We start from the raw sequence: 17,871 nt of genomic DNA, 5'->3' as shown, positions 1-17,871 counted from the left end.
AGCGCGCGAGGTATCGCAACCAGCTTCCCAAGATTCCCCGCTCAGAGTTTGAGTTCTCTCCTGTGATGCCCTGAACGGGTGGTGGCAACCGGGGGCGGGACCGCCAACTGCCGTTTCAGCCCGGGCCTTGTGCGTTTGGAACCAACCGCCCCCCCTTGGGTTCCACTCCCATCGTGGTGCGGAGCACAATGGCCCCGCTCCCCCCACGCGGGAGACCAAGCATGACCGGCATCCGGGTTCACAACTCTCCCACGCGCGAGCCTCGGCTTTCCAATCAACCACATCGGCAGCAACAGCGGTCGCGGCTGGGGACCGTTTTGGGTCTGTCTACCGCTGCCGTGGCCGCTGCAGCCCTCTTCAACACCTACCGGGCGCGCAAGGTCGAGCGCGAGCACCCGCCCAAGGGACGATTCGTCACGGTGGACGGCGTGCGGCTCCATTACCTCGACCAGGGCGAGGGATCGCCGGTCATCCTTATCCATGGCAACGTTGTGGATGCGGGGGATTGGGTTTTGAGTGGCGTCTTCGACCGAACCGCCGCTCACCACCGTGTGATCGCTTTCGACCGCCCCGGCTTCGGACACAGCGGCCGGCCGCACGGCTCGATGTGGACGGCGGCCCATCAGGCCACGCTGCTTCGCCACGCCTTCCGCGAATTGGGTATCGAACGCCCGGTGGTCGTCGGGCACTCCTGGGGGGCGCTCGTTGCGTTGGAACTCGCCCTGAACCACCCGGACGCCGTCCGTGGTTTGGTCGTTCTATCGGGCTACTACGATGTCACGGTTCGCTACGACGTGCCGCTCGTCGCAGTTTCGACAGTTCCCGGTGTGGGCGATGTCATACGGTACACCGTGTCGCCGGTTCTGGGAGCCGCCCTGTTGCCGCTGAACATCAAGGCTATGTTCTCGCCCCAACCCGTGCCGCCCCAGTTCAAACGCAATTTCCCATACGGTTTCCCAATCCGCCCTTGGCAGATCCGGGCCGAGTCGCAAGACGCCGTCACGATGATGCCGGCCGCGATCGACATGCACCAACGGTTTCGCCATCTGCGTCTGCCAGTCTTCATCTTGGCCGGAACGGAAGACCGGATCGTGAGCCACGAAAGCCATGCCACTTGGCTTCACGATCAGATTCCCGGTAGCCGCCTGCAGTTGATCAATGGGGCTGGTCACATGGTCCACTATGTGCGTCCGCAGCAGGTCGCCGCCTGCATCAACGAAGTGGCGGCGGCTCGTCACCCAACCGAGAAAGTGTCGGCAGACGATGGCGTGGTCAACTACCCATGAACATGTAGAAGCCCCTTGTTCGACGGCCATTGTGCACGGCCAGAAGCGTGCAAAATGGCTTGGCTGAACAGCAGATCATTCCGCGCTGTGTCGCTGATCATTGAAGCCATGGGGCAGGAAGCCGCATTTCGGATTTTCCCGTAGCCCTGATTTCGAAGTCGACTGGGGTCTTCATGTTCGCTTGGGGGCAAAATCGCCGACGTAAGTGTGGCGAAAGGGGACGCCGGCCTTCGGGCCGCCGTCACTGCTGGCTGGCTCAGATCGGCTCATCATTGACCTTGCCCGAAATGGTTCCATCCATCAGCGGCGATCCGTCGCCTTCCGACGGCGAAGCGCCCTATACGTCAGAGGGATCGCGCGTCACCACCGCTCCGTTCAACACGCGGTCGCGAACGGCCAATAATCATAGACTGAGGCGGCATGCCATTGGCTTCAACTGCGGAGTGTTTCATGCTCCTGGGCCGGATCATTGTGGTGTGCGTTTCCACCTTTTGCATTCTTTGGCCCCTTCCAGCTTTGGCGGACAAGCGGATCGCGCTGGTGATCGGAAACGGAGACTACAAGGAATCGCCACTGCGGAACCCGGTGAACGACGCCAAGGCCATGGCGACAACCTTGAAGCGGCTCGGCTTTGAGGTCACGTTGGTGACCAATGCCACGCTGCCGCGGATGCAGCAGGCTATCCTGAGCTTCGGTGAGGCATTGCGTGGTGACGGGGCTGGGCTGTTCTACTACGCCGGCCACGGTCTGCAGGTGAAGGGGCAGAACTACCTCGTACCGGTCGACGCGGACATCGCTTCGGAGGCCGCAGTGCGTGTGACGTCGGTTCCCGTCGATCTCGTCACCGAGCAGATGGGCGACGCTGGCAACGCGTTGAACGTCGTCATCCTCGACGCCTGCCGCAACAACCCGTTCGAACGGCGCTTACGCGGTGGTTTGCGCGGATTGGCGGCCATGGACGCCGCCCGCGGCACTCTGATCGCCTACGCCACCGCGCCAGGCTCGGTGGCTGCCGACGGCGACGGTGACAACGGCCTGTACACCGGCGAGTTGCTGAAGGCTTTGGGTGAGCCCAACCTCAAGGCCGAAGAAGTGTTCAAGCGAGTCCGCGCCAACGTCGTGCAGCGCACGGGAGGTAAGCAAACACCCTGGGAATCGTCCTCTCTCACGGGCGACTTCGTGTTCAACCTCACGGTCAATGTGAAGCCGCCAGCGGAGTCCGGCGGCTTCGACGAGCGGCAATTTGAACTTGCGTACTGGAACTCCATCAAAGACAGCGCCAGCCCCGTACCGTTCCGAGCCTATCTAGACCGCTATCCCAAGGGGAACTTCGCCGAGATCGCGCGGTTCAAGATCGACGAGCTGGAGGCCAAACCGAAGATTGGCTTGGCGGCACCCGCCACGCCCCCGCCTGCAACACAGCCGGCGCCATCCGTGCCGGGCCAACTTCCCACGGTATCGCAACCGCCGTCGTCCACGTCGCCGGCCCACACCGAAACCGGCAGCTGGTCCTACGTCGTGCGGAGCGCCGTCACGCTTCGAGATGGGCCGTCTTCCGGAGCCCGACGAACTGGCCAATTGAAGGCGGACGACATCGTAGAGGCGACTGTCCGTCACGACGACGGGAAATGGGTGAAGGTCGCGAAGAAGGACCTTGTCGGCTGGGCTCCCGCGTCGGCATTGAGCGAGGTTGAACCGGCCGAAGCGAAGGCCTGGGACAAGGTGAAGAACGAGAAGCGGGCGGGACCTCTGCGAGACTTCCTAAAGGCCTACCCCAAGAGCCATTTCACTGCGAAGGCGAAGGCCATGATCGACAGACTCGCCAAACCGGCCGATGCCCTGACACCCTCGCAAACCGCTTCCCCGCACACCACCGCACCGGGCCAGTACGGCAACGCAACCGTTACGCGTGAAGATGGCATGTATTCAGCCCGCGACGTCAGCTCCAAGCAGCTGGTGCGGCTTCAGGTAGGCGTCAGCCTTCGCGTCATCGGCGCCGCAGGAGACGGATGGTGCTCGGTCACTATCCGTGGTCGACAAGGACGCGAGATCAACGGGTTTATGCGTGTGCTTTCCCTTTCCGTCTGTCCACAGGCCTCCGAGCCGCCACCCCAAGCCGTCAGGCCCGCGGCGTTCGGAAACGCGCGGATAATGCGCCAAGCGAAGATTCTCGCCCAGCCAAGCTACCTTTCGAGCGAAATGGCGAGCCTTTCGGAAGGGACACGTATTCACATCACCGGAGAAGCGATTAAGGGATGGTACCCGGTCCAATTCATCGGGCGTGACGGGCATGAAATGCAAGGCTTTGCCGACCGAATGGCCGTCGTCCGCGACAACGTCCGCTGAGTGCTTGCTGATACCCGCGGGCTCGCAAACGGACACTTTTCGGCCTGCCGGTGAAAGGCCCTTTTTACACTGAACGCCCGATCAACTCCCGCCAGGGCAGATCGGCGGGCCGGACGATCTCGACCACCTTGCGCTGCTCCGAAAGCTGCACGATGCGGGCGATCTTGCGCACCAGGACGGGGAGCGCGGCATCGGCGGCGGCGGCCGACTTCAGCGCCATGGTCATGTTCGTGCGCCACGCCTCCAGCGCGTCCAGCGGGCTGTCGGCGTGGATGGTCGACATCCAGCCGCTGTGGCCGGTGTTGAGCAGACGGTAGCTCGGCAGCGTGTTCTCGAGCTGCTGTTCGCCCGGCACCGCCACGCTGGGGTTGAGGCGGAGCACCGCCTTCAGGAGATGCATCGGCTCGACGGCGGTCCCGGTCTGCGATTCCTCCGCCAGGAGCCCGGCCTGGTTCGGCTGTGCCACCACCAGCTCCTCCACATCCTCCACCGTCACCACGCGCCGGTCGGAGCGGACGCACCGCAGCAGTCGCTTCAGGAAGTTGGTCTTGCCGCTGTTCGTTCCACCCGACACCAGCACGGGCAGCTCGGCCGCCACGACCGCCTCCAGATCCTCGACGGTCCCGATCGGATGACCGCTGTCGAACCGCGCCGCCCGGTAGGCGGCCCCGCCCTCCACCGGCCGGCCCGGCAGCAAACCGAAGTCGCTGAAATCGAAACTCTTGTGGCGCTGAACGCGGATGCTCAGCACCATGCCGCTGCGCGTGTTCGCCCCCAGCACGGCCTGCAGGCGGTGCCCGCCGGGAAGCGGTGAAGCCAGCAGAGGGAAGCGGTTCGGGTCATAGGGCCGCTTGAACAGGTTCTTGAGCTGATCGCAGAGGTCGCGGCTCCAGGCGAGATCGAGGCCGGCTCCATCCATTTGCACGTAGCCGCGTCCGGCGATCTCGACCCAGAGGTCGCCGGGACCGTTCAGCGAGACCTCCACCACGTCGTCGCGACCGTAGATCAGCGGCACCAGCGGGTCCAGCGTGGCCCGCAGGGCGGCGTTCATCGGCGGCACGGCGCTCATGGGGCGCAGGCCGCGACGCGGGTGGCCGGCAACGGCCCGCGGTCGATCTCGATCCGCGAACCGTCGCCGCGGGTGACCAAGCCGATGCGGCGCCACGCCTGCCACCGCTCGCAGCCGATCGCCACCGGCGCCCCTGCCGCCCGCGGCGCCGGGTCCTCCTCAAGCGCGTAAGGACGGGCCCGCTCCCGCACCACGCCCGTCTCCAGCACGATCCGTCCGGTCGGGGTGTCGACGACCGTGTCCGACAGCTGCAGGCTGGTGCGCGCGGCGTCATCATGGCGCCAGCCGGTGTTGACGGTCAGGTGCTGGTAGGACTCGTCCGGACTCTGGACGCAGCGGGTGACCCAACCAGCGAAGGACTCTCCGGCCTCTCCAACCGTCACCTGATACCAGCGGCGGGTGCCGTAGGAGGTGGCGCTCGCCAGATCGTGAACATACACACCCGCGCATCCCTCCGTCGTGGTGCGCAGCGTTCCGCCGCCCTGCGGCTGGCAGGACCGGATGACCCGCGGCGGATCGGACTCGACGGTCACCTGCGTCCAGCTCAGCGCCGGAGCGCCGGCCACGACACTCTCCTTCGGCGCGGTGCACGTCTCCACGCGGTGCTTCCAGACCAGCGGGGCGTCGCGGCGTTCGGCGCAGGCCTGCGCCAGACGGGGGGCCGCGCCGCCGCCGTCCTCCGGAGGGCTGAAGACCGCCCGCGATTCCCCCATGGTGTCGCCGGCTTCGAAATCGTTGCGCATCCGGCAACCGGACACCGTGAGCCGCAGCGGCACCGTCTCGGCGCCGTCGCGCAGCGAACAGGGCTTCACCTCGATCTCCTCGCCGGCGGCGTCGCGGTACACCTCGCGCTCCTCGCGCCGGGCGACCCCTTGCGCCGGGTCGGGAACCCAGGAACAGCCCGCCTTCGTCCGGCGGATCTCGAACCGTCGGCCGTCGGCCTGGCACGCCGTCTTCCACACCGTGCGGCCGGCCCCGGCCTCGACGATCCGCGACTGCCCGAGCGCCACGCCGCTCTCGTAGACGATCTGGTCACCGCACCCGAACCACGTCCGCTGTTGGGCCTGGGAGGCGGACGGGACGAGCGTGGCGGCGGTGACGGCGGCGAGCAAAAGGACGAGCTGTGACATGGTCTTCTCCTCACTGAGGCGGCGGCAGCGCGACCGGCCTGGTCGTCGCAGCGGCGCCCGCGCCCGTCGCGGTTCCTGCCCCGGCGGTGCGCACAGCCTGGTCCGCCGACCGCTCGCCGGGGCGGGCCAGCCACAGGTCGACCGACGGCGACACCAGGAACTGATAGCCCCCATGAACGATGTGGACGTCGGTCAGGTCGAGATTCCGCTCCAGCAGCAGGCGGGCGATCGACTGGGCGTTCCGGTTGGCCTGGCCACCCGCCACCACCACCGTCTGGCCATCGGCCGTGCCCTCGCCCTGGCGTGCCAACCGCTGCTCGATGACGCTGCCGGCGATCTCGATCGCCCCGGCGATCACGGCCCCGCCGTACCGCTCGGCGACGCGCTGGTTGAGATCGTCCACGAGGCCGGCCCGGCCCATCAGGTCGGCGCCGACGGCAGGGCTGGCGCGCAGGTCGAACTGCGCGTGGTCGACGGCCCGCACCAACCGGGTGAACTCCGTGCGCAGCCGCGTCTCGCCCCGACGCATGCCCTCGTAGCGCCCGTGCATCGTGCTGCCGGCGGGGATGACCACGGTCTTTCCGTCGGCGCCGTAGACATCGCGCTCGACCATGGCGGTGACCGGCCCGCCGATCTGGGAGTTCACCGACCGTGTGAGGACGAGCGGGATCGGCGTGTCCTGGAGCACCGTCCGGGAGAGGTCCACCGGTTGGCTGGACACCACCCGTGGATAATCTTCCCCGTAGCTTGCCGCCTCCGACGCCGCACCTGCGGGTTTCCCGGACGTCGACATGGACGGACCGCGCGACAGACGGCCGTCGCTTCGCGGCGCCGCCGTGTCCACGATGCGGCTCCGCCCCAGCCCGGCGAGATGGTCGGCGCGCGCCGCTTCCACCAGCTCGGCGTAGCGGTCGCGCGGCGCCGCCGCATCGGCCGGTGGGGCCGCGACCCGGTAGGGCACGCGCAGCGCGACGCCGGAGGAGCCCACCCCAATCACCTCGCCGGCGCCGGCGCCGGCGGCCGTCGCGGCCAGCTCGATCCGGCAGGAGGCCCCGGGCTCGAGCGCGCCGCCGCATCCCGACGCCGTCGCCACGCCGCCGGTCACGACGAGTTCACCGAGCACCACCGCGGTTCCGCCGACGTTGCGCACGACGATGGGTGCGGCCATTCCCGGCATCGTCTCGACCGACGACGGAATGGACACCAGACGCCCGGGTGCCGGCGCCGGCTCCTGCGCCGGCGGAGGGGCCGGGGCGGCTGCGACCGGAGGAGCGGACAGCTCGAGCGGTTCGGGCGCCGCCCGTGGCGGCGTCGGCGGGGGCGGCGGAGCGGGCTTCTCGCCCTCGCCGCCCAGCGACAGGGCAAGGGCCGCCAGGGCACCGAGCAGCCCGGCGGCCAGCCCGAGCCGCCGCGGAGAGGTTCTGGCCAGGAGCGCGCGCCAGGACGGCGCCGGGGCGTTCATGGCGCGCTCCCCCCGCGGCCGAGGGCGGCGTCCACGGTGGCGGCGGGTGACGCCGCCGGCTTGAAGCGGTTGCGGACGCACAGATAGAGGTCGCCGGATTTCAGCGTCAGGTCGCCGACCGCGTCGATGATCAGGATCTGGCCTTTCGAACCGCCCCAGCGCACGGCCACCGGCTGGTCGATGCCGCCGACCAGCAGGAAGGCGGCCGGCAGGCGGGTCGATCCCAGGCGCTCGCCGTAGTCGAGGAAGGTCCGCCGACCGTCGTGGAAGGCGCGCAGCGGACCCAGCACGCGCGAGGCCTCGTCCGGAGCGAACACCCGGATGTCGTCGAAGGACAGATCCTCGACCCGGAAGGGATGCACCGTGGCGAAGTCGCCCCCGCCCGCCCCGCCGTCGGGAGCGCCCTCCTCGGCCCGCTCCTCCCGCCGCAGGCTGGCGCGGTCGTAGCCGCCGCGCGGCGGGACGGAACCTCCCCCCATTGCCCCGTTGAGTCCGACCTCGACGCTCAGCGGGCTGTGCGCCGTGCGCCCCGAGCGGGCGCAATAGGCGTCGTCGTCGATGAAGGCCGTCAGGTCGGTGACCTGCGCGGCCTTCACGGTCTCCGACCGCAGGTAGAAGGTGTAGAGCCGGCCGCTGCGGGCGATCACCTGCATCGCGGTGTCCACGCCGGCCCGATCGGGCCGGACGAGGAGCAGGTTCGGATGCCCGTCGGGGATCTCCCACGGGAAGCTCTCCTCGTCGGCAAGGGAGACACGGCTGATCGTTTCGCACGGCGGGAGCACCACGGAGGTCGTCATGCCCAGCCGCAGGCGCAGCGGCATGACCCGGTTGACCCGGTGAGCGAAGCGGACGGTGCCCGGCTCGATCTGCCCCGGCGCCGGCACCGCGTCGTCCCAGGCCGGCTGGATGCGCCCGAGCGAGACTCCCCGCAGGATCGCCTCCTGGTAAGGCCCGGTTCCCTCGGGCGCCGCCCCGGCCTCGCCCGACCGCTGCAGCACCGGATAGTCGCCCCGGTTCTGCGCGTCGGCGTCGAGGCCGCGCGGCTGCCGCGTCGAGGGGGCCACCGCCGCCGTCGCACCCCCTCCGGAGCGTTCGGCGGGCCGCGGCAGGGTGAGGCCGCCGTCCGGCGATCCGGCGGGTTCGGCCTTCGGCTTGGGCAGCGCTATTCCCGGTTCCGCGACGCTGTCGATCAACCCGGGAAGCGGCGCCCCGTCCGGCGTGGCCAGCCCCGGCGGCACCGCCTGCGCGTTGGCCAGGCCTGCAAGCGCCCAGGAGGCCAGCAGGACGGCGGCGAGGCCGAGTGCGAAGCCATGCCGGAGCCTTGCCGGCATCCCTCGGTCAGGAACGGCGCGAAAGGTCATATTGAATCACCCGAAATCCGAAGGCGAGGTCGCTGTCCTGTGGCAGAAGCCCCTCGCCTTCCACGATGGTCCCGTCCAGCTCCACCAGCTCCGGATAGCCGATCCGGAGCAGCACCCGCAGGGACTGCGTGCCCAGCTCCATGCCCTTCTCGGTGTCGCGCACCGTGAAGTCGACGTAGTACAGCCCCGGAGACGCCAGGTTGATGGACTCGATCTTGACGGCGCGTTCGGCCCCGCGCGCCAAGGCCTGGATCACCAGTTTCTGGTTGCGCGCCCGGAAGCCCTCGTAGACCTCCGTCGTCGACCGCCGGGCGACCCAGCCGTCCGTCGGCCGCATCCGCACCTTCATCAGCCCCTCGTCGGCCACCACGCCCTCGCGGATGCGGACATACTGGGCGACCCACGCCCGTTCGGTGACCGCGAAGCTGGTGGTCTGCCGCCGCAGGGGCGCCGCCTCGACCACCGCATCCATGGCTGGGGCGACGGTGATCGCGTAGGGGATCTTCTCCTTCAGCGGCGTGAGCCGGACGAGCGCCTGGCCGAGCGTGATGTTCAGGGCCATCGACAGGCACAGCAGGATGCCGAGAAGGCGGGCGACCCAGCCGATCACGCCGATCCCGTCGCCGCTGTCGTGCTTGTCCCACACCCGCTCGACCGCGACGAGGTCGCTATCGCTTCGTGAACCGGCGCCGAACATGAGGATCTCCGGACGTCAGACGGCGGACGCCGCGGGCGGGAGCCCGGCCGGCGACCGCGACAACGGCAACTCGACGCAGGCGCAGGGGCTGCGTTGCCGATCATCCATACCGCCGCCGATCCTCTGGCGGGGGAGGTCGACGGACCCGCCGGACGAGCAGCCGGCCAGGATCAGGGCGCTCAGCGCCAGCAGCGCGCGTCGCATTCACGCATCCTCCAACAAGGGCTTGTAGCCCGGCCCGATGTCCTCCCGGCGCAGAGCCTCTGCGGCGTGGACCCGCAGCAGGGCCGCCAGCAGGCGGTTCGTCGCCTGCGTTTCCTCCAAAAGCCCGATCAGCGCCGCTCCGATGGCCGCGTTCTGCGCCCGTTCGCTCGCCGCGTTGTTCATCCCGTCGCTGAGCTGGGCCAAGCGCTCGTTTCCGGCCTGACTGCTGGCGATGCCGTGATAGGCGGTGCCCAGACCGTCGAACGCCGCGTTTCTCCCTTCGGCCACCCGTCGGCGCTGCACCCGTTCGATTCCCGCCAAGTCGGACCCGGCGGGCGGGGCGAAGCATTGGCGGGAACGGACGGCTCCATCCGCCGGAGTCTTGAAGACGGTGGAGGGCTCGCCTTGAAACGCCGTCAGCCCACGCTGCAGGTTGAGCGGCATCGATGCGCCCGACGCGGTCCGCGCCGTTCCACCCAACGCGCCCAGGCTTACCGCGCCCGCCCCGCCCAGGACGCTCTTCAACATGCTCTGGACCTCGGGCGCGAGGTCGGCGACGCTGGAGCCCCGCCCCTGGCCATCGAGCATCTGCGACTGCAGGGCGCGGATTTCCGCCAGCTTGTCGATCACGCCCTTCAAGGTCGCGTTGACGCCCTGAACCGACGCATCGACCATCGGGTCGTAGACGGTCGGCGGGCAGCACACCGCCTGCGCCGGCTTCGCAAAAAGCGCCGTTGCCCCGACGCCGAGCAGCAGAGCCGGCACGGCCCGCCGACCGACCCCCGCCATGCCGCTTTGGGGCGGCCCACCGCCATGGTCTTTCTCGACTTCGCCCCGCGGCTCGCCGGCCGCCCGCATCAACAGGCGGCCCGCACCGCCGACCGCTCTACGCCACCACGCCGTCATGAGGCCGCCCTCTCCGTTCCGAATTCGTCCAGATACGCGTCGCGCCAATCGACCGGGTCCCAGTCCTTCAAATGCCGCGCCCGCTCGACGCACCCGACGTCGGAGGCGAAGCAGCAGGCCAAGTCTCCCAGAGCGGCCGTCGAGAATTCGAGCACCGCCGATTCCCCGGCGTTCGGTTTCTTGAGAAGGACCGGGTGCTCCATGTGGTCGTAGCTGCGGTCCGACCCGTCCACGAAGGCGAACTCCTCCGGCGTCAGCCACTCCTCGTAGTCCGCGTACTTCGCCCCGCGGTCGGGATGGAAGATCCATGTCGCCGTCTGCGACCGCATGATCTTCGGCAGGTTGGGGTGGATCTCCGACAGGGACGACGGCCGCTGCCACAGCGTCATCACCGCGATGAAGTCCTTTCGCACCTGCTGCATCCAGTCGATGCCGTTCTTCAGGAATTCGTCGCTGCTCCACAGCGCCGCGGTCTCGTCGATCAGGATGATTCCGCCGCGGCCTTCCCGGCGCACGCGCTCCGTCACCAGATAGGCCACATCCTCGACCAGCGGGGGCGCCAGCACCGGGTCCTTCAGGACGGTGGTGAAGTCGAAGGCGAGCAGGTCGCTCTCACCGATCGGCACGCGCTCGGTGCCCGAGAACACCGATCCGTAGGTCCCGCCGGGAAGCCAACGCTGCATCTGGGTGAAGGCCGGCGAGCCGGGATCGAACCCCGCCTCCACCACCGTGGCCAGAGTCCGTTCGTCCATCGGCGTGCCGGCGCTTTCCATGCGCACGAGCGCGTTGACCGCCTTCTGGTACATCCGCTCGCTGTCGGGGTCCGACAGGCCGGTGAGCAGCCGGAACAGCTTCGCCAGATGGGCGCGCACCGCGGTGGTCGGCGGACGCTGCAGCGGCTGAAGCTGCGCGTCCGTTTCCCCGCCCGGGCGATCCGACAGCAAGCTGACGTAGCGCCCGCCGCACATCGTCGTGGCGACATACTGGCCGAACCGCGAATCGAACAGGGTGGCGATCAGTCCCGGGAAGTGCTCCAGGGCGCCGATCACCAGAAGGTCGGCCACCGTCGTCTTGCCCGACCCCGTGCGCCCGAAGATGATGGTGTGGGCGAGCGCGTCGCGCTTGGCCGTCTCGTGAAGGTTGACGTAGTAGGGCGTTCCGGACGCGGTCAGAGCACGCAAGATCCAGCTGTCGCCGGCGCCGCTTCCCCAACCCGAGCGGGGAAGCCCCGCCTTCGGCGTTTCGAAGACCACGAGGTCGGCGACGTTCTGGCAAACGGCGCGAACCTCGCGGATGAAGCTCCAGTCTTCCCATCCGGGCAGCATCGACCACCACAGCACCCCGGCCAGGTCCCGCTCGACCACGGTTTCCGCATGGAAGGTCTGGAACACCGCCTCAACCTGCTTCTGGACGCGGGCCGCTTCGTCCGGGCTGTCGCCGAAGGCGAAAACGGTCAGGGCATGGCGGACCAGCCGCTCCCGTTCCCGGGAATTCGGCGCGATCATTTCCTTGACCTCCAGGAACTCGGCCGCCGCCTGCTGGGACACCCAGGTCGAGGCGGCGCCGCGTTCGAGCTGGTCCAGCGTGAACGTCCCGCCCATCTCCGAATGCACATAGGCGGCGTTGAGCACGAGCAGCTCGCCGTCCAACGCCTGCAGCCGAGCGACCAACTCCTCGGGCGTCGCCCCGCCCCAGCTGCTGAGGGTGATCACCTGCGCGTAAGCCTTGCTCTGGCCATGCGAATGGATCATCAGGCCGCTGTCGGGGTTCAGGTCGACCGAATCCACCGCGACCAGCCGCGCCACGTCCAGGCGCCCGACCGGCGACGGCCGCGTCACCCGGCTGACCAGATGCCCCCAGAATTCGAGCAGGGTTCTGGCCGGATGGCTTCCCTCCTCCAGGCCCGCCTCGCCCAGATCCATGGGCTGAAAATCCTCCAGCGCCTTCCACACTTGGGCGCGCGCGCGCTCGAGCCGGGCGCGCGCGTCGTCGCCGTTGCCGCGCACGCTGAGCACGACGACGTGGCGGTTGCGGTAGGCGCGCGTGAACTGCGCCTCCCACCGCCCAACCACCCGGCTGCGCAGCGCCAGCCCCGCCGCGTTGCCGCGGGCGGGCCTACGCTGCGGCGGCGATGCCGGGACGCGCTGCCGCAGGTCGAAGACGCGGACATGCACGTCGATCTCGGACAGGAGCTGGAACATCTGCCGGCGCCGGTCGCGCCGCTCGTAGCGGACCTCCTCGTTGGCGCCGGAATAGTCGAGGCCGGCAAGCTCGATCGCGACGCTGAGCGTGCCGTTGCGGCTGCGCAGCGTCCGGCCGTCGGACAGGATCTTGTCGAACAGCACATACTCGCTGAGCTTCGTCCGCCGCAGCGGCGGCACGGCCAGCCGCCCGAGAGGCGGCACCAGGGCGATGCCCAACCCGACGGCGATGCCGACGACCGACACCCAGGTCGCCGCAACTTCCCACCAGGAACTCCCTCCGCGGAGCAGGTCGTCCAGGGCGGCCAGCGAGACGCTCATGGATCGGCTCCTATGAGTCCGCGCCGCATCAGGATCATGCGGGGGCGCGAGGCCGGAGACATCGGCGCGCGGGGATCGAAGCGGGCGCGCCACACCGCGACGATGTGGCGGTCGCGGCGGAAGCAGCGCGTCGGCCAAGCCGACGGCAACCCCGGCAACCGTGCCGACGACGATGTTCAGGCACCACAGCTGGAGGGGCACCCAGAGCATGTGGAGCGGATAGGCGACCGCCGTATACACCGGGGTCGTCAGGCGCCGGGCCGCGGCCATCGCCGTTACTTGATCGGCGTGTAGGTGCCGACCGACGACGCGTCGGACAAGCCGCCCAATCCGAAGACATAGTTGATCAGCAGCGGAGCCGACGCGACCAGCATGATTCCGGCCACCACGCTTGCCAGGAAAACGAAATCGAATTTCTTGAAGTAGGCCTTCACCGCGGCGACCACGAGCCCGCCGAACCCGAGCATCCGCACCACCCAGATCGCGAAGTTTGTGACGGCATTGCCCGCGCTGACCGTCGGTGCGAACGGGTCCGCGGTCACTGCGAACGCCGCGGACGGCAAAGCCACGGTGATCAGGATCACCAGAGCGGCCATGGACGCATGGCGATCAGGAAAACGCTCGTTCATGAGAGGGACACCTGTGCAGAAGAATGGAAGGTGCCCCAGAGCCTACGGAGGTGCGTCGCCGGGTTTCGAGCACCGGCGATGCGTTTTTTTCCGCTCATCGCTCCACGTCGCGGGACCGGCGGCGCCGGACCGGTTCCGGCATCGCATCCGGACCGGCTGGGGTTGCGCCAAGCTCCCGCAGCACGGCAGCGGGCTCAAGCGGTTCCGGCCCGGAGATCCGCGCCACCATGGCACACCGCTCCTCCGCCCGATCAAGATCGCGCCGCGCGCGCCGCCGGCGGGCAGTGTTGGCGTCCGGCTCCATCATCTCCAGCAGCGCTACGCGAAGCCGGGCGGTCTCCCGCTCGTCGCCGCGCCGCTCGCCTTCGCGGGCGATGGCCTCGGCCGGCGACATCCGCCCGGCACGAAGGGCATCCGCGTCGGCGGCGCGTTCGTTGTGGTGCGCTTCGACCCGCCGGCGGGCATGGTCGGCCGCCGCGCGCGCCGCTGTCCAGCCCGCGGCCCGCACCGCCGCGGCAGCTTCCGCCGCGTCGGGCGCGCGGGCGTCATCCCCGAGAAGGCCGAGCAACCGCGACGCTTCGGAAAATGCGGATGCGGCCAGCTCCTGGCGGCCGTCGGCGAACGTGGCAGCAGCGCGCGCCCAGGCCGCGCGCCGCCGCGCGCGAAGCGCCGGATCGGCGCGGCGTTCGATCTCGTCCAGGCGGTCGAGCGCACCGACGAGACGTTCCGCCGCCTCCGCCGGCACACCGGGGGACCCGGACAGGATCGCCGCCCGGCCGCGCCGATCGTTGGCGCGGCTCGCCGTCTCGACACGCTCGTTCACCGCGGCGCGCAGCGCGTTGACCACGCCGGCCGCCGTCGGCACGCCGGCCCGCTCCAGGGCCGAGCGTCCCGGTCCGAGATGCACGCCGGGCAGGGTCGCCTCGCCGCGCTCGGCGTAGGAGCGGGCGTCGAACCGCCGGCCGACAAGCGGCCGTCCGTCCGACCGCCGCCGCTCGTCGGCGGCGTCGAGATGGCGGTTGATCGTCGCCGCCGACCGCTCGCGCAATTCGCGGACCCAGGACGGCCCGCGCGCCGTCCGGTCCTTGCGCGCGGCGAAGGTCCAGGAGTGGGAGGCGGTGCGTTCCGCCGGACGTTCGCTCCACAGCGCGTGCAGATGAATGTTGCGCGGATCGGACCCGGCCTCGACGTCCGGGCGGTGAACCGCGGCGTGATGGGGCAGCCCCCGCTCCGCGAGGGGCCGCATCAGGTCGCGGGCGAGCGCCGCCAGCTCGTCGCCGTCCAGCTCGTGGGGCAAGGCGATGATGGCGCGGTTCTGAACGCAACCGTCCACGCGCTCCCGCGCCTCCACCGCGTCCCAGAAGGCGGCGCGTTCGTCGGCGTCGTCGCCGATGGTGCCGAAGCTGATCAGCACGCCGTCGCCATCGGCCATCAATTCCGCAACACGCTCATCGTGCGGCAGGTCGGCGCGCTCGACGTAGCGCTGGAACGACGCCGCCGCTCCGGCGCGCACCCGACCGCGGCTGGTTCGCGACGCTCCGCCGCTCTTGCGCTGGATCGCCGGGCCCAGCGCCCGCGCCGCCGCGGCGAACTGGGCCTCGGGAACGTACCAGCTCCGCGCTTTGCGGTCGTAGGCGCCGCCCGCCGCCTGCAGGTCACGAACCCGTCCGCGCTTCGCCTTCACATAGACCCGGCCGCGGCGTGCCTCCGTCTCCTTCGGTGAGAGGCCACCGCTTCCCGACGGCGGGCGCTTCGACACCGACGACACCCGGACGTGGAGCGGTTCGACGCGCGGTGGCGGTCCGCTCCGGCCGCGGGGAGCCGGCAGCAGGAGGGATCGCAGACCGACCTTGAAGTAGCGTCCCGTCGCCAGCCCGCGCTCCACCGCGTCGCCTTCGTCCAGCCGCCCGGACCGGTGCCGGTCGTCCCATTCGGCTTCGCCGATCAGCGCCAACGCCTTCGCGAACGTCACCATGCCTGTTGTCCTTACCCTTCGCCATCTTGGTGCCGTGGCTGCTCGATGCGTCGCCCACGCCAGTAAAAACGGGTTGGGCGCCCAGAATTTGGACGTGGGCGCCCACGCGCTTTCCAACCATTACCGGTGACATTACCGGTAATGTGATAAGCCATTACCGGTAATGCGCCTTTGTATGACAATGGCTAATTGCGCAAACACCTCTTCCCTGACATTACACATGACGGCCCTTCAAGGGGCGATCATGTCATTACCGGTAATTCTTTGGGCTCTGTCATGACAGGCAAATCACGGCGTGTTCCGCCGGGCGTTGGGTGTAGCCATCGGCTCGGCGTCGACATGCGGCATGCGGTTCGAAACCGCCGGTGCTCGAACACGGAGGTCGCATGTCCGTAGGCTGGCCAGGTTTCACCGTGGAGGACACCCATGCCACCATTTCGCTTCCGTATGACATGTAATACACGGTCGGCGCCGATGACCGCCGGAGTGCGATGGACGCCCCGGAAAGGCGCGGTCCGCGGACCGTGTCGGCCTGAAACCAATCGGCATGGTGCGTGATGGGCGACCGGCCGCGGACCAAGAACGCCGCACGCATCAGGCGATGCCGCACACGGATGAAAGCCGGGGGGCTTGTACGTTTCGAAGGAGCGGTTTGGCCGGACGACCGACCCTTGCTTGCGCATCTGATCGGGCGCCTGCGCAACGCTCCGGAGGATCGCGAGTTTCGTGACGGCCTGCGCCGGATGCTGGGCGACGGCTTCGGAAACGAAAGCGATTGTGCCGGTGAAGCCGGCCGAGGGGAAGCGCCGGCGGCGAGTCTATCGGCACCGCCGCTGGACGGGGATCGCGACGCGCAGACCGGGACCTTGAGATGGCCGAGGAGTGGTATGCGGTGGTGGCGTTCTTGGCGGAACGGGGGTGCGTGATGGGCGACCGGTTTCTGTCCAAGAACGCCGCGCGTGTTCGGCGGTACCGTGCACGGTCGAAAGCCGGGGGGCTTGTGCGTTTCGAAGGAGCGGTCTGGCCGGACGACCGACCCTTGCTTGCGCATCTGATCGGGCGTCTGCGCAACGCTCCGGAGGATCGCGAGTTTCGTGACGGCCTGCGCCGGATGCTGGGCGACGGCTTCGGGGATGAGAACACTCGTGCCGATCATGCCGGAGTTCCCGCGAGGTTTTCGGCAACACCGTTGGACGGCGGCGATGGCGGGCAATCCCCGCGCGACGGGTGGCGGTCCGGGAACCGGCATGACGGCGACACGCCGGACCGGAACCCCATGGTGGAGCGGCGGCGCGGTTCGGTGGAAGGGGCGCTTCCGGGGCAGCCGCCCAGCGCCGATCAGATGAACTTTGCGCGCAGAATTGCACAGCGTCGCGGCCTGTCCGTGCCGGATGGTCTCGACCGGGCGGAAATGAGCGCGTGGATCAACGCCAACCGATGATGCGCCCCGCTGCGTTCCGCCGGTGCTCGAAAACACCGGGCACACCTCCGTAGGCTGGCCGGGCATCGGTCAGCACCAAGGAGACATCCGCGATATGGACATCCGGAACAACGGCGACGAGACGGGCCAGGAGGACGATCGTCCGAGCGGCGGCACGCTCATGGACCGGCCGCGCCAGGGGCGTGGCCGGCCACCGAAGAACCGCGAGGAAGACGCAGACAAGGGGGTGATGGGAATCGATCTCGACGGCGACGAACCGGCCGACGGGCGCGAGCGTGCCGTTTACCGCACCAGCCGCCGCGTGCGCAAACTCGCGGATGAGCTGGCGCAGTTCCGCGAGACGTTGCGTCAGGCCCGCGACGATCAGCGCAAGGCCATGGACGAGCTGCAGGCCGAACGTGACCGTCGGCGCGACGCGCATCGCCTGCAGGCCGCGGCCCTCTGCGAGGATGTCGGGATCAGCGCGGATCTGCTGCTTCGCCTCGCGGCGGCCAAAAGGGCCGGCGATGCGCAGCTGGTGGCGGATCTCACCCGGCAACTGGTGGGATGACGGCGCCATGGACGCGACCACCATTCCCCGGCCTTTCGATCCCGCCGACGGTTTTCTCCGTCTGACCCGGATGGCGCAGTGGATCTTCGACCTGGCGTCGATCACGCTCGCCGTGCTGCTGGTGCTGACCATCATCGTCATCGCCGTCGACCGCGGCATGCTGCGCGTGCCCTTCATCGAACGCTGGATCATTCGGCCCGTGCGCCGCATTCGCGATCCACGCCCGTCACCGCCGGACGAAGGAAGCCAGACATGAAAAACGATGACCGGGTCCTCGCCACAGCCATCGCCTG

The 17,871-nt window shown here is 69.1% G+C and carries 15 protein-coding genes; 5 read left to right on the top strand and 10 right to left on the bottom strand.

Annotated elements, in window-relative coordinates; genetic code table 11:
- Window positions 1-221 precede the first annotated feature (221 nt).
- The gene (locus tag AC1DVI_RS28360) at window positions 222-1,286 is read left to right on the top strand and encodes an alpha/beta fold hydrolase (protein ID WP_476960814.1); all 1,065 of its coding nucleotides are present in this window, start codon (window positions 222-224) and stop codon (window positions 1,284-1,286) included.
- A gap of 450 nt (window positions 1,287-1,736) precedes the next feature.
- Window positions 1,737-3,632, top strand: a complete 1,896-nt coding sequence (locus AC1DVI_RS28355; RefSeq protein ID WP_476960813.1) for a caspase family protein — start codon at window positions 1,737-1,739, stop codon at window positions 3,630-3,632.
- A 64-nt stretch (window positions 3,633-3,696) separates the two neighbouring features.
- On the opposite strand, the gene AC1DVI_RS28350 is transcribed toward AC1DVI_RS28355, so the two are convergent.
- The 10 genes from AC1DVI_RS28350 to AC1DVI_RS28305 all read right to left on the bottom strand — a co-directional run bounded on the left by AC1DVI_RS28350 (window position 3,697) and on the right by AC1DVI_RS28305 (window position 15,587).
- Window positions 3,697-4,701, bottom strand: coding sequence for an ATPase, T2SS/T4P/T4SS family (locus AC1DVI_RS28350; RefSeq protein WP_476960812.1), 1,005 nt, complete (start codon window positions 4,699-4,701; stop codon window positions 3,697-3,699).
- A complete protein-coding gene (locus AC1DVI_RS28345; protein WP_476960811.1) occupies window positions 4,698-5,831 on the bottom strand; it encodes a hypothetical protein in 1,134 nt (377 codons plus the stop codon). Before AC1DVI_RS28345 ends, AC1DVI_RS28350 begins: the two co-directional genes overlap by 4 nt.
- A 10-nt stretch (window positions 5,832-5,841) precedes the next feature.
- A complete protein-coding gene (locus tag AC1DVI_RS28340) occupies window positions 5,842-7,293 on the bottom strand; it encodes a TraB/TrbI/VirB10 family type IV secretion system protein (protein ID WP_476960810.1) in 1,452 nt (483 codons plus the stop codon).
- Window positions 7,290-8,624: a TrbG/VirB9 family P-type conjugative transfer protein gene (locus tag AC1DVI_RS28335; RefSeq protein ID WP_476960809.1), complete on the bottom strand. Its 1,335-nt coding sequence runs from the start codon at window positions 8,622-8,624 to the stop codon at window positions 7,290-7,292. Before AC1DVI_RS28335 ends, AC1DVI_RS28340 begins: the two co-directional genes overlap by 4 nt.
- Window positions 8,625-8,631: 7 nt before the next feature.
- The gene (locus AC1DVI_RS28330) at window positions 8,632-9,351 is read right to left on the bottom strand and encodes a VirB8/TrbF family protein (RefSeq protein ID WP_476960808.1); all 720 of its coding nucleotides are present in this window, start codon (window positions 9,349-9,351) and stop codon (window positions 8,632-8,634) included.
- 15 nt (window positions 9,352-9,366) lie between these two features.
- Window positions 9,367-9,555, bottom strand: coding sequence for a hypothetical protein (locus AC1DVI_RS28325; RefSeq protein ID WP_476960807.1), 189 nt, complete (start codon window positions 9,553-9,555; stop codon window positions 9,367-9,369).
- The gene (locus AC1DVI_RS28320) at window positions 9,556-10,461 is read right to left on the bottom strand and encodes a hypothetical protein (protein WP_476960806.1); all 906 of its coding nucleotides are present in this window, start codon (window positions 10,459-10,461) and stop codon (window positions 9,556-9,558) included.
- Window positions 10,458-12,983 (bottom strand): VirB4 family type IV secretion system protein, encoded by a 2,526-nt coding sequence (locus AC1DVI_RS28315; RefSeq protein ID WP_476960805.1) that lies wholly within the window; start codon window positions 12,981-12,983, stop codon window positions 10,458-10,460. Before AC1DVI_RS28315 ends, AC1DVI_RS28320 begins: the two co-directional genes overlap by 4 nt.
- A gap of 275 nt (window positions 12,984-13,258) precedes the next feature.
- Window positions 13,259-13,612 carry a hypothetical protein gene (locus AC1DVI_RS28310; protein ID WP_247877194.1) on the bottom strand — a complete coding sequence of 118 codons (354 nt, stop codon included), beginning with the start codon at window positions 13,610-13,612 and terminating at the stop codon, window positions 13,259-13,261.
- A gap of 94 nt (window positions 13,613-13,706) precedes the next feature.
- Window positions 13,707-15,587 (bottom strand): MobA/MobL family protein, encoded by a 1,881-nt coding sequence (locus tag AC1DVI_RS28305; protein WP_476960804.1) that lies wholly within the window; start codon window positions 15,585-15,587, stop codon window positions 13,707-13,709.
- Between the two features lie 871 nt (window positions 15,588-16,458).
- On the opposite strand from AC1DVI_RS28305, the gene AC1DVI_RS28300 reads away from it, so the two are divergent.
- The 3 genes from AC1DVI_RS28300 (at window position 16,459) to AC1DVI_RS28290 (ending at window position 17,834) form a co-directional block, all read left to right on the top strand.
- A complete protein-coding gene (locus AC1DVI_RS28300; RefSeq protein WP_476960803.1) occupies window positions 16,459-17,028 on the top strand; it encodes a hypothetical protein in 570 nt (189 codons plus the stop codon).
- 94 nt (window positions 17,029-17,122) lie between these two features.
- Window positions 17,123-17,578, top strand: a complete 456-nt coding sequence (locus AC1DVI_RS28295) for a hypothetical protein (protein WP_476960802.1) — start codon at window positions 17,123-17,125, stop codon at window positions 17,576-17,578.
- Window positions 17,579-17,585: 7 nt separating this feature from the next.
- On the top strand, window positions 17,586-17,834 hold the full coding sequence (locus AC1DVI_RS28290) for a hypothetical protein (RefSeq protein WP_014242617.1): 249 nt from the start codon (window positions 17,586-17,588) through the stop codon (window positions 17,832-17,834).
- The last annotated feature ends 37 nt before the right edge of the window (window positions 17,835-17,871 follow it).

The organism is Azospirillum sp. P4_B5 (assembly GCF_056402275.1).
This window is presented reverse-complemented; position numbering and strand designations above follow the sequence as displayed.

What these genes read in the sequence shown, in the direction of transcription:
- AC1DVI_RS28360 (WP_476960814.1), top strand. Translation starts at nt 222, where the DNA reads ATGACCGGCATCCGGGTTCACAACTCTCCCACGCGCGAGCCTCGGCTT.
- AC1DVI_RS28320 (WP_476960806.1), bottom strand. Translation starts at nt 10,461, where the DNA reads ATGACGGCGTGGTGGCGTAGAGCGGTCGGCGGTGCGGGCCGCCTGTTG.
- AC1DVI_RS28350 (WP_476960812.1), bottom strand. Translation starts at nt 4,701, where the DNA reads ATGAGCGCCGTGCCGCCGATGAACGCCGCCCTGCGGGCCACGCTGGAC.
- AC1DVI_RS28290 (WP_014242617.1), top strand. Translation starts at nt 17,586, where the DNA reads ATGGACGCGACCACCATTCCCCGGCCTTTCGATCCCGCCGACGGTTTT.
- AC1DVI_RS28335 (WP_476960809.1), bottom strand. Translation starts at nt 8,624, where the DNA reads ATGCCGGCAAGGCTCCGGCATGGCTTCGCACTCGGCCTCGCCGCCGTC.
- AC1DVI_RS28345 (WP_476960811.1), bottom strand. Translation starts at nt 5,831, where the DNA reads ATGTCACAGCTCGTCCTTTTGCTCGCCGCCGTCACCGCCGCCACGCTC.
- AC1DVI_RS28310 (WP_247877194.1), bottom strand. Translation starts at nt 13,612, where the DNA reads ATGAACGAGCGTTTTCCTGATCGCCATGCGTCCATGGCCGCTCTGGTG.
- AC1DVI_RS28355 (WP_476960813.1), top strand. Translation starts at nt 1,737, where the DNA reads ATGCTCCTGGGCCGGATCATTGTGGTGTGCGTTTCCACCTTTTGCATT.
- AC1DVI_RS28305 (WP_476960804.1), bottom strand. Translation starts at nt 15,587, where the DNA reads ATGGTGACGTTCGCGAAGGCGTTGGCGCTGATCGGCGAAGCCGAATGG.
- AC1DVI_RS28325 (WP_476960807.1), bottom strand. Translation starts at nt 9,555, where the DNA reads ATGCGACGCGCGCTGCTGGCGCTGAGCGCCCTGATCCTGGCCGGCTGC.
- AC1DVI_RS28340 (WP_476960810.1), bottom strand. Translation starts at nt 7,293, where the DNA reads ATGAACGCCCCGGCGCCGTCCTGGCGCGCGCTCCTGGCCAGAACCTCT.
- AC1DVI_RS28315 (WP_476960805.1), bottom strand. Translation starts at nt 12,983, where the DNA reads ATGAGCGTCTCGCTGGCCGCCCTGGACGACCTGCTCCGCGGAGGGAGT.
- AC1DVI_RS28295 (WP_476960802.1), top strand. Translation starts at nt 17,123, where the DNA reads ATGGACATCCGGAACAACGGCGACGAGACGGGCCAGGAGGACGATCGT.
- AC1DVI_RS28300 (WP_476960803.1), top strand. Translation starts at nt 16,459, where the DNA reads ATGGCCGAGGAGTGGTATGCGGTGGTGGCGTTCTTGGCGGAACGGGGG.
- AC1DVI_RS28330 (WP_476960808.1), bottom strand. Translation starts at nt 9,351, where the DNA reads ATGTTCGGCGCCGGTTCACGAAGCGATAGCGACCTCGTCGCGGTCGAG.